The 15,700-nt window shown below is 61.3% G+C and carries 13 protein-coding genes; 1 reads left to right on the top strand and 12 read right to left on the bottom strand.

All coding sequences use genetic code 11. The features are described from left to right. Positions 1-121: 121 nt before the first annotated feature. The 8 genes from AC0L37_RS03420 to AC0L37_RS03385 all read right to left on the bottom strand — a co-directional run bounded on the left by AC0L37_RS03420 (position 122) and on the right by AC0L37_RS03385 (position 9,559). Positions 122-1,129: an ABC transporter ATP-binding protein gene (locus AC0L37_RS03420; RefSeq protein ID WP_282222004.1), complete on the bottom strand. Its 1,008-nt coding sequence runs from the start codon at positions 1,127-1,129 to the stop codon at positions 122-124. 12 nt (positions 1,130-1,141) lie between these two features. Next, positions 1,142-1,987 carry a carbohydrate ABC transporter permease gene (locus AC0L37_RS03415; protein ID WP_212657043.1) on the bottom strand — a complete coding sequence of 282 codons (846 nt, stop codon included), beginning with the start codon at positions 1,985-1,987 and terminating at the stop codon, positions 1,142-1,144. Then, positions 1,987-2,952 (bottom strand): carbohydrate ABC transporter permease, encoded by a 966-nt coding sequence (locus tag AC0L37_RS03410; protein WP_212659071.1) that lies wholly within the window; start codon positions 2,950-2,952, stop codon positions 1,987-1,989. The genes AC0L37_RS03415 and AC0L37_RS03410 overlap by 1 nt, the downstream gene beginning before the upstream one ends. 93 nt (positions 2,953-3,045) lie before the next feature. Then, positions 3,046-4,314 (bottom strand): ABC transporter substrate-binding protein, encoded by a 1,269-nt coding sequence (locus tag AC0L37_RS03405; protein ID WP_282222005.1) that lies wholly within the window; start codon positions 4,312-4,314, stop codon positions 3,046-3,048. A 534-nt stretch (positions 4,315-4,848) separates the two neighbouring features. Continuing rightward, positions 4,849-5,853 carry an ABC transporter ATP-binding protein gene (locus AC0L37_RS03400; RefSeq protein ID WP_269371057.1) on the bottom strand — a complete coding sequence of 335 codons (1,005 nt, stop codon included), beginning with the start codon at positions 5,851-5,853 and terminating at the stop codon, positions 4,849-4,851. Positions 5,854-5,912: 59 nt separating this feature from the next. Beyond that, a complete protein-coding gene (locus tag AC0L37_RS03395; RefSeq protein ID WP_249327698.1) occupies positions 5,913-7,037 on the bottom strand; it encodes a carbohydrate ABC transporter permease in 1,125 nt (374 codons plus the stop codon). A gap of 74 nt (positions 7,038-7,111) precedes the next feature. Further along, complete coding sequence (locus tag AC0L37_RS03390) at positions 7,112-8,119, bottom strand: carbohydrate ABC transporter permease (RefSeq protein WP_249327697.1); 1,008 nt, start codon at positions 8,117-8,119, stop codon at positions 7,112-7,114. Positions 8,120-8,209: 90 nt separating this feature from the next. Continuing rightward, the gene (locus tag AC0L37_RS03385) at positions 8,210-9,559 is read right to left on the bottom strand and encodes an ABC transporter substrate-binding protein (protein WP_269371109.1); all 1,350 of its coding nucleotides are present in this window, start codon (positions 9,557-9,559) and stop codon (positions 8,210-8,212) included. Positions 9,560-10,061: 502 nt separating this feature from the next. Between AC0L37_RS03385 and AC0L37_RS03380 the strand changes: the two genes are divergently transcribed. After that, positions 10,062-11,078, top strand: a complete 1,017-nt coding sequence (locus tag AC0L37_RS03380) for a substrate-binding domain-containing protein (protein ID WP_212657039.1) — start codon at positions 10,062-10,064, stop codon at positions 11,076-11,078. A 17-nt stretch (positions 11,079-11,095) separates the two neighbouring features. On the opposite strand, the gene AC0L37_RS03375 is transcribed toward AC0L37_RS03380, so the two are convergent. From AC0L37_RS03375 to AC0L37_RS03360, 4 genes are read right to left on the bottom strand one after another with little or no spacing between them, the layout of a single operon-like run. Further along, positions 11,096-11,977 (bottom strand): phosphotransferase family protein, encoded by an 882-nt coding sequence (locus AC0L37_RS03375; protein WP_282222006.1) that lies wholly within the window; start codon positions 11,975-11,977, stop codon positions 11,096-11,098. A gap of 25 nt (positions 11,978-12,002) precedes the next feature. Further along, the gene (locus AC0L37_RS03370) at positions 12,003-13,091 is read right to left on the bottom strand and encodes a DUF1513 domain-containing protein (protein ID WP_282222007.1); all 1,089 of its coding nucleotides are present in this window, start codon (positions 13,089-13,091) and stop codon (positions 12,003-12,005) included. A 2-nt stretch (positions 13,092-13,093) separates the two neighbouring features. After that, entirely contained in the window at positions 13,094-14,176 is a 1,083-nt protein-coding gene (locus AC0L37_RS03365) for an imelysin family protein (protein WP_282222008.1), read from the bottom strand. Beyond that, positions 14,177-15,688, bottom strand: coding sequence for a di-heme oxidoreductase family protein (locus AC0L37_RS03360; RefSeq protein WP_282222009.1), 1,512 nt, complete (start codon positions 15,686-15,688; stop codon positions 14,177-14,179). Between the last annotated feature and the right edge of the window lie 12 nt (positions 15,689-15,700).

The raw sequence follows: 15,700 nt of genomic DNA, 5'->3' as shown, positions 1-15,700 counted from the left end.
GTTGGCATGCTAGATCGACCGGACCGGCACCGCAGGGAGTACGAGGCGCAGCCTGATCGACAGTGATGCAGTGAGCGCTCCGGATGACCAGAGTTTGACGCCCCCTGCAGATTATCAGCTTTTAGGCGATCGGTTTGCCGGCCGCGTCAAAGCGGTGAATCCGCTCGGCGACCGGCGAGATGTGCACCACATCGCCGCTCTTGTAGTCATTGGCGCCATCAAGACGCACCACGATCGGCTCTTCGGTCCCCATTTCAAGGTAGACATAGCTGTCAGCGCCCAGGTTTTCCCTGTGGATGACCTTGCCTGACCACGTGCCATTTTCAGGCACGATGGTCAAATGCTCGCCGCGAATACCCACTGTGTGGGCGTCGAATGCCGCAGCCTTGTCGCCCGAAATGAAGTTCATCTTCGGTGAGCCGATAAACCCGGCCACAAACACCGAATTGGGCTTTTCATAAAGCTCCATGGGCGACCCCACCTGCTCGATCAGCCCATCACGCAGCACACAGATCCGATCCGCCAGCGTCATCGCCTCGACCTGATCATGCGTCACATAGATCATGGTGACGTTGTCCATTTCCTCGTGCAGCTTGGCGATCTCGATGCGGGTCGCCACACGCAACGCCGCATCCAGATTGGACAGCGGCTCGTCGAACAGGAACACCTTGGGGTCGCGCGTGATCGCGCGCCCGATCGCCACGCGCTGCCGCTGGCCGCCCGAGAGCTGCTTGGGCAACCGGTCCAGATAGGGCGTGATCTGCAGCATCTCCGCTGCCTTTTTCACCCGCTGGCGAATGGCGTCCTTGGTCTGACCCTTTTCCAGCGTCAGCCCGAACGCCATGTTGTCGTAAACCGTCATGTGCGGGTAAAGCGCGTAGCTCTGGAACACCATGGCGATGCCGCGCTTGGACGGCGCCAGCGCATTGACCACCTTGCCATCGAACAGCATCTCGCCAGAGGTGATGTCCTCCAGCCCCGAGATCAGCCGTAACAAGGTGGACTTGCCACACCCCGAGGGGCCGACAAACACCATGAACTCGCCCTTGCGGACTTCCAGATCGACGCCCTTGATCACCTCAACTGCGCCAAAGGCCTTGCGAATATTGCGAAGCTCGATGCTTGCCATGAGTTTTGCTCCTTAACCTTTGACGCCGCCAGCGGTCAGACCGCTGACAATCTTGCGCTGGAACACCAGCACCAGGAACACCAGAGGCACGGTGACGATCACCGACGCGGCCATGATGATCCCCCAGGGAATTTCGTATTGCGAACCGCCCGAGAGCAGCGCGATGGCCACTGGTACGGTGCGTGTCTCGTTCGATGACGTGAAGGTCAGTGCGAACAGGAACTCATTCCACGCCCCGATAAAGGCCAGCAGGCCCGTGGTCACCAGCGCCGGCCACATCAGCGGCATGAACACGCGGGTAATGATGACCCAAGGACTGGCGCCGTCGACGATGGCCGCTTCCTCGATCTCGATCGGCAGATCCCGCATGAAGGTGGTCAGCACCCACACCGTGAAGGGTAGCGTGAAGATGGTGTAGCTGAAGATCAAAGCCCAGGGCGTATTGTAGATACCCAGTGCTCGGATCACCTCGAACAGCCCCGCCAATACGGCGATCTGGGGGAACATCGACACCGCCAGAATGACCATCAGCAAGAAGCCCCGCCCGCGGAACCGCACGCGGCTGAGCGCAAAGGCGGCCGTGACTGCCAGAAACAGCGCCAGCATTACCGTTACCGAAGCCACAAACACGGAGTTGAGCAGATTGCGTGGAAAGCTGCCCTGATTAAGCACCGCCGTATAGTTCTCAAGACTGAACGAGACCGGCCAATAGGTCACCCGGAAGATGTCGGTGCCCGATTTGAAGCTGGTCAGGATGGCGTAGTAAAACGGGAAGACCGAGACCACCACGATGACCACCACCAGCGCGTAGAAGGCCACCGTCTTGGTGAGCTTCCACAGATCGAATGTCGCGCCCATTAGCGGTCTCCCCCGTCAAACCGGACCTTGCCCAGCCAGATATACAATACGGTCAGGATCGCGATGATCAGGAACAGCAACGTCGATTGCGCCGAGCCGTAGGCAAACTTGTCGAAATCGAACAGGTTTTCACGCGCCAGCACGCTCATGGTCTTGGTCGCCGAACTGTTGGGCGTCAGCACATAGATCAGATCGAAAATGCGCAGCGCGTCGAGAAGGCGGAAGATGATCGCCACCATCAGCGCGGGTCGCACCAACGGCAGGGTGATGGCAAAGAACTGCTTGACCGGATGCACTCCGTCGAGGTCGGCGGCCTCATAGATATCCTTGGGTATCATTTGCAGCCCGGCCAGGATCAGCAGCGCCATGAACGGCGTGGTTTTCCAGATGTCGACGATCAGCACGGCGGTCATTGCCGTATCAGCACTGGCGGTCCAGGCCACCTTCTGGCTGAGCAGACCCAACCGCAGGCCCAGATCATTGAGAATGCCGAACTGGTCGTTCAGCATCCAGGCCCACATCTTGGCCGATACGATGGTGGGGATCGCCCATGGAATAAGAATGGCCGCACGCACAATGCCGCGCCCCTTGAATTCGGCATTGAGCACCAGCGCCACGATCATGCCGAGCACGGCTTCAAAGCTCACCGACCAGAACGCGAAGCGCAGCGTGTTCCACACAGCATTCCACCACGCGCCATCCACCAGCAGGCCGCGATAGATGGTCTTGCCGCTATCGAGTGTCGTCCAGCGCAGGTAATTGCCAAAACCGATGAACTCGGCGCCATACAGATCTGTCAGCGAGGCGTCGGTGAAGGAGAAATAGATCGAGCGCAGCAGAGGCCACCCCGCCACCACGCACAGCGCCGCCAGCATCGGCAGCAGAAACCAGCGCGCTGCCGTCAGGCGTTGCTTGCTGAGCTCCGTTCGCCCCTTGACCACCACGACGGGACCGCTCGCCACCATATCGCTCGCCATTCATGCTCTCCCGTCTTGCTCTTTTTTGGCCAGGGCGGGCAACGGCACGACCCGTCGTCCGCCCTGCAGGCTTGGGAGGTCTTACCAGGCGTCGCCCTTGAGCTCGCTCAGATCAGCTTCGAGAATTTCGAGGTTCTCGGCAGCCGAGCCATTGCCCGAAAGCGTGTCATGCACAGCGCTCCAGAACAGCGAGGAAACCTCGTTGTACTTCACCTTGGTAGGCGCCGAGGGACGGGGCACTGCATTGAGGAACACCTCTTTCCAGCTCGGAATGATCGGCTGGGCAGCGGCAACGTCGGCATCGTCATAGAGCGAAACGATGGTGGGCAGGTTGGACTGGTTGATGGCACGTTCCTTCTGCACCTCTGGCGAGGACAGGAAAAGAGCCAGCTTGATGGCTTCTTCAGGATCAGGCGAGTACTTCGACACCGCCACGTTCCAGCCACCCAGCGTTGCCGCCGAGCGGGCGCCTTCGCCGTCACCCATGGGCAGAGGTGCCACGTCGAACAGGCCCTTCACAGCCGAATCGTCGCCATTGCCCAGCTGATAGGCATAGGGCCAGTTGCGCATGAACACGGCATTGCCGAGCTGCCAAACGCCACGGCTTTCTTCTTCCTGATAAGCCAGATTGCCTTCTGGCGAGATGGTGCCGATCCAGCTGGCAGCGCGCTCAATCGCGGCAGCTGCCTGTGCGTTGTTGATCGAAATGGTGCCATCGGGCTCCACGATCTGGCCGCCGCCATTGGACACAACCCACTCAAGCGCATCGCAGGTCAGGCCTTCATAGGCATTGCCCTGGAACACAAATCCGTACATTTCACTGGCACCGGCTGCGCGCTCGGCGTCCATGATTTCCTGAGCGGTAGCAGCCATTTCGTCCCAGGTCGTGGGCACGGGCTTGTTGTATTTTTCCAGCAGGTCCTTGCGGTAGTACAGCGCAGGCGCATCGGTGAAGGCGGGCATGGCGACCAGCTTGCCGTCAACGGTCTGCGACTCGATGATCGATGGGAAGTGATCAGCCACCACGTCCTTGGCCGCCTCGGTCAGGTCCAGAAACTGATCGGCCAATTGCGGCGCCCAGATCACATCGGTCTGATACACGTCGATATCGGCATTGCCGGCGGCCAGCCACAGACGATACTGACCGAACTGGTCAGAGGTCGAAGAGGGCATTGGCACGATGGTTACGGTGTTGCCGGTTTCCGCTTCGAAGCGGTCAAGCTGGGTGCGCAGAAACGCCAGCCCATTGCCGGTATCGCCCGACACCATGGACAATTCGGCTGCCTGGGCCGAGCCCATGACGAGCGTGACGCTGGTCAAAAGGCCAACGAGCAGTTTGTTGATTTTCATAAATAGTCCTCCCGAATGAAGCAGTTTTCGGGAAAGCGCGCAGTTGCAGCCAGCGCATTGCGCTGGCCCCATCCCGCTTCTCCTCCCTCAAAAGCACTCTCCGCAGCTGTTTCGCCGGCGTTTTCAAAGCGCTTTGGACAAAAAGAAGCAGAGCGTCCAAAATCTGTCAAGCATCCTGACAAAGTACTGCCGACACCACAATCGCAGCGCGGGAGTTTGTATAAGGTATTTCAAAGTGTTAGGGGGCATCAGAATTCTACGTCTGCCTGGGGATAGTGCGCTCCATGATGTACGCACCTCAAAACCTTGGAGCGCATCCGCTGGCCGAACCGAGAATTTGAAACCGCTTTGGATTCGCGCGTATTCCAGTTTCCGGTGGGATGATCATTCCACACACCCACTCAGTCCGCCGCAAGGCCAAGATACAAAAAGAGCGGCACAGGGCTGACCTGTACCGCTCTTGATAAACGCGCTGCCGCCGCTCCCGCCCTGCTCAGGGCCCGGAAATGCCCGCGCGGCCTTTGGCTGGCGGCCTCAGCTGATCGGCTTGCCATTGGTGTCGAAGCGATGGATTTTGTCGTCCACTGGCGAGAAGTGGATCGTGTCGCCGCTGCGATATTTGGTCGACCCGTCGACCCGCACCACCACCGGCTCTTCCTGCCCCATGTCGATATAGACATAGCTGTCCGAGCCCAGATTTTCGGTATGGATCACCGTACCGCTCCAGGTGCCGCTATCGGGCGAAACCGTCATGTGCTCGCTGCGCACACCGACGGTATGGGCGTTGAATGGCTTGGCCTTGTCGCCCTCGATCAAATTCATCTTGGGCGAGCCGATAAAGCCGGCCACGAACAGCGATTGCGGCTGCTCGTAAAGCTCGAGCGGGGTGCCGACCTGTTCGATCCGGCCATCGCGCAGCACGCAGATGCGGTCGGCCAGCGTCATGGCTTCAACCTGGTCATGGGTCACGTAGATCATGGTAGTCTTGACCATGGTCTCGTGCAGCTTGGCGATCTGGATGCGGGTCGCCACACGCAGCGCGGCGTCCAGGTTCGATAGCGGCTCGTCAAACAGGAACACCTTGGGATCGCGCACAATGGCGCGACCAATGGCGACACGCTGGCGCTGACCGCCCGAAAGCTGGCCCGGCAGACGCTGCAGATAGGGTGTCAGCTGCAGCTGCTCGGCGGCGGCCGCCACCTTGGTCTCGATCTCGTCCTTGTGCGCATTGGCGATTTTGAGCGCATAGGCCATGTTGTCGTAAACCGTCATGTGCGGATACAGCGCATAGCTCTGGAACACCATGGCGATACCGCGCTTGGACGGCGCGCGATCATTGACCACCTCACCCTCGATCTCCAGCGTGCCGCCCGTGATCTCTTCGAGCCCGGCAATGCAGCGCAACAGCGTGGACTTGCCGCAGCCCGAGGGGCCGACAAACACCATGAACTCGCCCGACTTGATGTCGAGATTGATGTGCTTGAGCACCTCAACTTGGCCGTAACGCTTGCTGAGGTCGGTGAGCTTGAGGTTTGTCACGATCCGCTCTTCTTTCTTCTTTGAACCGCCAATAGGCAGTTGCAGGCCGTTTGCCCGACTTACTTGACCGAACCCGCCAGCAATCCGCGGACGAAGTAGCGCTGCAGCGCAAAGAACACGATCAGCGGCACCACAATGGTGATGAACGCGCCAGCCGTGAGGATTTCCCAGTTATTGCCGCGCGAGCCGAGCAGGCTCACCAGCTTGCCGGTGAGCACCAGTCGATCCTGCTGCGCCCCCAGGAACACCATGGCCACCAGCAGATCATTCCACACCCACAGGAACTGGAAGATCGAGAACGACGCCAGCGCCGGAAAGCTCAGCGGCAGGATCATGCCGGTGAAAATCTTGAAATGCGATGCGCCATCAATGCGGGCAGATTCCATGATCTCCTTGGGCAGCCCGACCATGTAATTGCGCAGCAGATAGATCGCCAGCGGCAGGCCGAACGCGGTGTGGGCCAGCCATATCCCCAGATAGGTTTTGCCATCCTCGGCCCCGAACATCTGCGCCAGCTGGTTGTAGAGCGTCAGCAGCGGTATCAGCGACATCTGCAGCGGCACCACCAGCAGCCCCACCACCAGCGCCACGATGAACCCGCGGAACGGGAACCGCATCCACGCCAGGGCATAGGCGGCGAACGCCGCAATCAGGATCGGAATGATCGTGGCCGGAATGGTGACGGTGAACGAGTTGACGAAGCTGCGCCACACCCCGTTGGACGTCAGCACCTCGTAGTAATTGTCGAGCGTAAAGCGCGGCGCGATTTGCGCCAGATAGAAGATGCGCGGCCCGCGCGTATGGGTAAATTCGCTCGGTGAGGTCCAGTTGAAGCTGCCATCGGCCGCAACGGTAATGGTGCCGCCCTCTTTCATCTCCATGCTGCCGCCCGGCTCGGTGGCCGCTGGCTCGCTATTGCTCAGGCCAAACCCGCCCAGCTGCTTGTTGGTATCGCTACCGAACACATTGCCGCTGATCACGAACTGGCCGCCTTCGGCCACCTGATCCGCGGCGGTGCCGATGCGGGTCACGCCCAGCGATTCCGACGCACTCATGGCGGTCCACCAGCCCGAAACGGCCAGCTGATCCTTGTCGCGCAGCGACGAGACCAGCAGCCCCACGGTCGGCAGGGTCCACAGCGCCACCAGAAACAGCAGCATGAAATGGGTCAGCAGGCGACCCATCTTGATCTTGCGCAGCCAGTTCGGCCGGCTTGTGGTTGCGCGCGTCAGTTCGGTGTTTTCGGCGACAGCGGTCATTATCGTGTCCCCTGCTCTGCATTGGCGCGTCGAATGTTCCAGATCATGATCGGCAGCACGGCCAGCATGATCACCACGGCGATGGCCGAGCCTCGGCCATAGTCAAAGTTCACGAACATCCACTTGAACATGAAATTGGCCAGCACCTCGGTGTCCCACTGGCCATTGGTCATCGCGAAGATAATGTCGAACACCTTGAGCACCACGATGGTGATGGTGGTCCACACCACAACGATGGTGCCCATGATCTGCGGGATCATGATGTCGAAAAAGATCCGGATGTCACTGGCACCATCGATGCGGGCGGCCTCCAGCGTTTCCTCGGGAATACCGCGCAGCGCTGCGGACAGGATCACCATGGCAAAGCCGGTCTGGATCCACACCAGAATGATCATCAGGAACACCGAATTCCAGAACGGAATGGTGATCCAGGCCTGCGGCGGCAGGCCGAACCCGGTGACGATGGCGTTGAGCAGACCAATCTGCACATCGCCTTCGCCGCGATAGTCATAGACGAACCGCCAGATCACCGAGGCGCCGACAAACGAGATGGCCATGGGCATGAACACCAGCGATTTGGCCAGATTGCCCCACCACAGCTTGTCCGCCAGCACGGCGATCACTAGGCCAAACGCTGTTGCCAGCGAGGGCACCACGATCAGCCACATGGCGTTGTTGAGCACCGAGCGCTGGAAATTGCCGTCCGACAGCGCCCAGATATAATTGTCGAAGCCAACGAAATTGCGCCCGGTCTTGTCCAGCAGGCTCAGCCGCAGCGTCTCGAACACCGGGTAAACCAGATAGACCGACAGGAACAACAATGCCGGCAGCAGGAACAGCCAGGGCCGGATGCTGTCGCGAAGCTTGTCGCGACGCGTCACGTCTGCGCCAGTTACATTGTCTGAATTGAGGAACCGGTCCAGGAGCCAGTTGGTCCCCCAGAAATAGGCGACACAGGCGGCAAGCGCCACGGCGATCGCAATTGCGGCGCCAAAAATCTGCTGCAGCACATCGCCCACGTGCCGTCCTCCCCATTGAATTCTTTTGGGTGGGACCGGCGGCGTGCCGCCGGTCCCTGCTTCAGCTTTATAGCTGAACTACTTGATCGCGTCCCAGCTGGCCTGGATTTCGTCACCAACTTCCTGAGCCGACTTGCCGCCCACGAAGTCCACCATGCCGGTCCAGAAGCTACCGGCGCCGATGGCACCTGGCATCAGATCCGAACCATCGAAGCGGAACGTGGTTGCATTGAGCAGGATTTCGCCTTCGCCCTTGAGGGTGTCATTGGCGTAGGTATCGACATTGGCAGCCTTGAGCGTGGACAGGAAGCCCGACTGAGCCATCCAGACCTCGTTCGAGATCGGGTTCATCAGGAAGTCGATGAACGCCTGAGCTGCTGGCGAGTCCTTGGTCACGACAGCCAGGGTGCCTGCACCCAGAACTGGCTTGCCCAGATCACGCTCGGTCGAAGCGGGGAAGTAGAAGAAGTCCGCATCAACGCCCAGCTCGGTGCCTTCTGGGAAGAAGGATGGGATGAACGAAGCCTGATGGTGCATGTAGCAGGCCGGCGGCACTGCAAACAGACCCAGTGGGCTTTCACGGAAATCGGTGGTTCCGACAGCAGCAACGCCACCATCGACATAGTCTTCGGTCTTGGCGAACCAGCCGAATTCGTCGAGCGCAGCAATCACCTTGGGATCATTGAACTTGAGGTCGTTGCTGACCCATGCGTCATAATCTTCGGGGGTGTTGATGCGCAGCATGATGTCTTCGACCCAGTCGGTCGCTGGCCAGCCGGTGGCGCCGCCTGAACCCAGACCAATGCACCAGGGCGTGCCGCCATCGGCGACGATCTGCTCGGTCAGGGCCTTGAGGTCTTCATAGCTCTGCGGCACGTCATAGCCGGCATCAGCGAAGTTATCTGGCGAATACCACACCAGCGACTTCAGATCGGACTTGTAGGGAATGGCGTAGAATTCGTCTGCGCCAGCCGCATCCTTGTATGTGCCAAGCGACACGAACGAGGAACCAGCAGCGTGCTCGGACTCGACGCGGGCCTGAACCTCGGCCGACAGCGGCACCAGATAGCCCTTGGAGGCCATGTCAGCCAGCAGACCAGGCTGCGGCAGGATGGTGATGTTTGCCGATGAACCAGCGGCGGCATCGATCTGTGCCTGCTGCTCATAGTTTTCCGAGGATGCGTATTTCACCGTCACGCCGGTGGCATCTTCAAAATAGGCCAGAACGCTCTGGAACATCTCCTGATCGCCGCCTTCGCGCCAGGGACCCCAGATCGTCAGAGTATCGCCGGACAGATCGCCATGAGCGGCGGCAAACTCTTCCAGAGCGCTCCAGCTAAACGCGCCTTCGCCCTTTGGGAACATCAGTTCCTGAGCCTGGACATTGGTTGCTGCCAGCGAGACGCCGAGCAGCATTGCCGTTGCCATCATATTGAATTTCATAGGATTTCCTCCCAAGTAGCAGAATGATCGGGAGGCAATACCAAGGCGGCCGACGCGCGATGCGTCAGCTGGATTGCCTCGTCCTCCCGACAAGCACCCGATTATACGGCCGGACTGGCCAGAAATCTCAAAGCGCTTTGAACCAAAAAACAACCAGAGCGCCCATTCTGAGTCAAGCGCACAACTGACCTAGCATCGGCATATGACGTTTGCAATCGATACAGATTGGCAAAAACCAGCGTTTTTCGCGATCTTCCTCGCACAGCAGCAAATTGGGCCTTTGCAACGTTAAACTGGCTGTATAGCCACCCACCAGCGCAAACTGTGCCCTTGCGTGAAAATTTGAAATCGCTTTGAATAAAGCAGGAGGAGAAAGCCGATCTGCTTGACTCCGCAGGTCAGCTGCTCGCGACACAGGCTGTTGGATCAATGTGCCAGACAAGGCGCTCTTCTGCAATCGCGCCTGTGCCGAGAGCCATGAACGCTTATGAGACTGAAAGATTTGGCCGAGCATCTCGGCCTGTCACAGACCACTGTCAGCCGTGCGCTCAATGGCTATCCAGAGGTCAATGAAGCCACCCGGCTACGCGTTGCAGAAACCGCAGCCCGGCTGGGCTACCGCCCCAACGCCAATGCCCTGCGGCTGGCCACCGGCCGCGCTGGTGCAATCGGCATGGTGCTGCGCGGCTCATCCGAATTCGGCCCCCACACTAGCGAGTTTCTCAGTGGCGTCGGCGGACGGCTGGCCGAAGAAGAAATGGATATCATCGTCACCACCGTTCAGTCCTATCAGGATGAGGTTGCCGCCTATCGCCGCATAGCCGCCAGCCAGAAGGTCGACGCGATCATTCTGCACTCCCCGACCCTGCACGATGAGCGCGCCAAACTGTTGCTACAGCTGGGCATTCCCTTCGTGCTCCATGGCCGCACTGATATTGGCACGCCTCTGGCCTGGTTCGACATCGACAATGCCGGTGCCATGGAACGCGCCACCAGCCATTTGCTGGATCTGGGTCACCGCCGCATCGCTCTGCTCAACGGCATCAAGGATCGCACCTTCGCCGTGCATCGCGAGACCGGCTACCGCAAGGCTCTGGCGGCGCGCGGCATCACGCCCGACCCAGCCTTGATGAGCAATAGCGTGTTCAGCGACGAAATCGCCTTCCGTACCGCTCATGACCTGCTCGCTCAGACGCCCCGCCCCACAGCGTTTCTGGCAGGATCAATGATGACGGCGCTCGGGGTTTTCCGCGCCATCCGCCAAGCCGGACTGGTACTGGGCAAGGATATTTCCCTGATCGCCCATGACGACGTCTTTCCCTATCTCAACGCCGACAACATGTACCCCACCATGTCCACCACCCGCTCCTCGATCAATCAGGCCGGTGTACGTATCGCCGAACTCATCCTGCAGATCCTCAGCGGCAAACCGGCCGCCGACATTCACGAGCTCTGGCCCGTCGAACTGGTCCTGCGCGAAAGCACCGGCCCCGCGCCAATCTAACAGGCGGAAGCTGGGCCTCAGCTCGCAATAGCCACACACCGCGCCAGCAACCAGTCGGCGACTTTGCGGTCACCCTCGCGCACCGCTTCGAACAGGCGCTGCAGCCCGATCCGCAGCATGTAGCAATCCAGCACATCAGGGTCGCCCAATGCGGCGGGGGCGTATTGTTCATAGAACTGCGCCTGCTGCTCCATGCAATCGAGCCAGCCGCGCCAGAACACCAGATTGGCCACATCATAGAGCGGGTCACCCACCAGCGCATCTGACCAGTCGATCACAGCGGTCACGTTGCCGTCGGCACACAGCACATTGCTGGAGCCGAAATCGCCATGCACCAGGCAGGCTTTCTCCGGGCAATGCGCCGCCAGTTCCTGCAGCCGTGCCAGGAGTGCGCTAGGTTTGCCTCCCCGCCCCCGGTCCGCAATGCGGGCCCAGTCATAGTGGACCGGGTCCGCCACAGCGCCCAGAAAGTGGCGCCAGCTCGGCATCTGCGCCCTGCCCGCCTGATCAAGCCATCCAAAACCGCCAGCATCCGCCATGTCGATGCTCCCGATATCGCGCAACACGGTGGCAACGCCCGCACATGCGCGGGCCACATCGGCCGCCTCGGTGTCTTGCAGCGTCGTGCCCCCGGCGCGCTCGGATATGCAGAGCCATTCCGCTTGCCCCACGGGCACAATCGCGCGGATCACCGGAATAGGCAGAACCCCACCATGGCGTTGCTGGATCAGCCGGTCTTTTCGAAAACCCCGTGCCGACGCAGACACCCGCGCAATGAACGCCTGCCCGTTACAGTCAAATTCATAGGCCGCAGACTCGTCGCCCCCGGCAATGGCGGTCAATGGCGATGGTGCGCCCAGGGCCTGGGTGATGGCATCGCGCAGCGTATCCAGCGTCATGGCAGAGTACGCCCCGTCATCAGCCTCACACCCGCAGCATGTGATTGTCGAACTGGAAATCATAGTGTTGCGGCGCGCGTTCATTCTCACCGACACCGATCAACTCGCCCATGCCGCTGCTGGCCACAAAGCCGGCGCCGTCCGCGGCCAGCCCGCAACCGCTGCGCAGGGTCTGCACCAGTCTGGGCTGCCCTGCATCGGCATCAATCGCCACCAGCAGGTCACCCTCGGGCGAGGAAATCGCAATGGTATTGCCATCGGCCGAGGCCGCCACCGAGCCCACATAATTGCGCAGGTCACGGAGCGTATCATTGGGCAAGTTGATCAGCTTGATGACCCCGTCCATGCTCGCATAGCCGACCAGCTGCGGGCTCTGGCTCGGCGCCCCCTTATACTGGCAGCCAAACCACACCCGGCTGCGCGCATCGATCGCCATATGCCGGATCGAAAGCTGATGCAGGCCACCATCAAGCCGCAACTGGCCCACCAGCGCGCCATCGCGTCGGTCGATAAACACAACTGAGGGGTCCATGGTCTCGATATTGAGCTCGCTCCGGCCATAATCGGGATGGGTCTCGATCCCGCCATTGGCCACCACCAGCGTCACCCCGTCGGGCATCAGCAGCATTTCATGCGGGCCGGTGCCATGGGTCGGAAACTCGCCTAGCCGCCGATAGCCATCGGTAGCGTCATAAATCCCCACCACGCCCTGCGCGGCGTCGAAATCGCTCTCGGTGGCATAGAGCAGCCTGCCATCGGGCGAGAACACGCCGTGCCCGAAAAAGTGCCGCCCTGTCACGCTGGTCAGCGTCAGCGGCGCTTCCTGCCCCGCCGGGTCAAACACCACCGCAAAGGTCCCCGGCTGGCGCGCAAAAACCACCCCGCGCCCCGCCGCACGGCTGATCGTCACATCATGCCCCCGGTCGGGCAGATCAATGCTGGCAATCAGCTCGCCTGCCTCGCCCAGCAGCACGGCGCCATAGCGCCCCTTGGCCGTCTGCACCGCGCTGGCAAACACCAGTGCCGTGCGCTCCAGCGCCAGACTTTGCCGCGGCATCAGACTGGCGGCAAAGCCCGCACCCGCCGCCTGCAAAAATGCCCGCCGCTGCCACATGATCAGTCGCCGTCCAGTGCCGAAAACCCGACACTCAGCCCCAGCGCCGCCGACAATTGCTCACCCACAATCCCCTGCAGCGAGCCCGTCACCAACACCAGATAATCAAGCGCCTTGGCCTGCTTGTCATCGGCCACTGCCTCAGCCACCGGCAGCGTCACCAGATCCAGCGCCCGGATCGCATTGCGAAATTCAAAGTCGATCGTGTTGTCGAGCCCCTGATCCATATCGCCAACGGCCCGCGCCACGCCCGACAGCGCCACCAGCGCTCGCATGCCCTCGATATTGGCGCGTACAAAGTCCATCGTCAGCCCCGAGCGCCAGAATGCGGCCAGCTTGGGCGCTGCCGCCTTTTCCGCGCTGGCCATAAAGGGCTTGAGATGCTTGTCGCGCAGCGCCTCGCTGCCATGTGCCACCAGCCCGACAATCTCTTCGAGCGCCTCGATATTGGAGCGGTAGTCGGCATACTCCGCCCGCGGCGCCTGCAGCCGGTCGGCCACGCCATTGGGCAGATACCAGCCCGCCACCAGCGCCTTGGCGATCTCCGCAATATTGGCGGCAATCGCGCTGCCATAGGCGCAGCGAAACGCCCCCTCTGCGCCACTCAGGCTTTCCGATCCGGTGCCGAACAGCACAAATTCCAGCGCCCCCAGCCCCTGCACGGCCACGCTTTTGGCCTTCAGGCCCGCAAGGTCGGTCGCCAGCGCATCCTGCTCCGCCAGAATGGCCTGCACTTGCTTGAGCCCGATGCCGCGGCGATCCGGCCAGAAGAACAGCCGCTCCGCACGATTGTCTTCCATCAGCGGACCAAGGCGCAGGAAATCGACCTTGCCATAGGCCACAACTACCTGGCCGAATTCCTGCCTGGCGATCGCCAGCCCGCCCGCATCCGGCTCCGCACACAGCGAACCGACGGCGCTTTTAAGCCCGCGACTGACCGCATCGAACCGGATCACGCTGGGCCGGATCACATCGACCACCGCCGCGCGCAACACGGCCTCCGCCGCCATCGGCTTGGGTAGCGACTGCCCCTGCGCGCCCCCGCCCAGAGCCAGCATCATCACGGCGATCAGCAATATGCGCATTTACAGGGATCCCAGGAAACTCAACAGGTCGTCACGCGTGGCCGGTGACAGGGCGGCAAACGCATCGCGCGCCGCCTGCGCTTCTCCGCCATGCCACAGAATGGCTTCGGTCAGATTGCGGGCCCGACCATCATGCAGGAAAAAGCTGTGCCCCGAAACCGCCTCGGTCAGCCCGATGCCCCATAGCGGCGGCGTGCGCCACTCAAAGCCATCCGCCATGCCCTCGGGCCGGTGGTCGGCCAGCCCTTCGCCCATGTCATGCAGCAGGAAATCCGAATACGGCCAGATCAGCTGAAACCGGTGCGCCGGGTTTTCCGCATCGCGGCTGGTCACGAATTTGGGCACGTGGCAACTGGCGCAGCCCGCCGCGTAAAACGCCTGCTTGCCGGCCAGCACATTGGGCGCGTCCACATCGCGCCGCTCGGGAACCCCCAGCGTCTGCGAATAAAACGTCACCAGCGCCATCACCGGATCGGGCGCTTCGCTGGGTCCCAGCCGCGCCTGCTCGCCCGTGGGCATGGCCAGACATTGGGGCTGGTTCTCGGTGCAATCGCCAAACGGGGTATTCACCAGCGGCGAGGAAATCCCGATATCGCCGGCAAAGGCCGCTGCCGACTGGCTGGCTATGGTGGCCTTGCCCGCCTTCCAGCCAAACCGCCCCAGCATCACAGACTGGCTGGCCGGCTCAATCGTCCAGTTGGCGCGCCCTGAAATTCCGTCCCCCTCCGCATCCTGCGGATCGGCATGGGCCAGAATGTCCTGCGCTGGAATGGCCTCTACCAGCCCCAACCCGATCATCGGATTTGCCAGCCGCGGCGACAGCATCACATTCTCGGCCATCGGCCCGTAATTGAGATCGGCCACCGAATATGTCGGCGCCCGCAGCGTCACCACGCTGCCATCGCCCAGCGTCACCGGCAGATCGCTATAATCGATCACCATGCGCCCCTCGCCCATCAGGCCGGGCACGGCAAAATCCTGCAGCTGCCCGCCATAGGTGGGGTCACCCACCTCCCCGGCAAACACCCCGTCAATCCCCACGCGGGTATCATGTTCGCCCGGCGGCACCGACAGGCGCAAAAACATCGAGACATTCTCGGCCTGCCCCTCAAACGGGGGATGCCCCCGCCCGTCCTTGATATGGCAGCTCTGGCAGCCGCGCGCATTGAACAGCGGCCCCAGCCCGTCCGACGCCTGGGTTGAACTGGGCGAGCTCACCCAGATCTTGCGGAACAGCGCATTGCCCAGCTTGAACTGGCCTTCCTGTTCAAAGCTGAGATTGTCCAGAAAATGGCTGAACGAGTCTGCATTTGCAGCAAATGTCGTGGTGCCCTTGCCCGCCGGCTTGGCCTCGAAATTCTCCGCCTTGGAGAAATCCGTCGTCGGTGCCGTCACCCGCTGCACGCGCGCCAGATCCTCCGGCGTCAGATCGCTGCGCACCCCGGCATCTTCCGCCAGGGCGACACCGCTCGCGAGCAGGACAATCAGGGCGATGCTCAGAGGTGTTTTCATGGCGCGTTGACT

This window comes from Devosia sp. J2-20 (genome assembly GCF_055808475.1).
The sequence above is the reverse complement of the archived record's forward strand: the minus strand, read 5'-3'. Positions and strand labels throughout refer to the sequence as shown.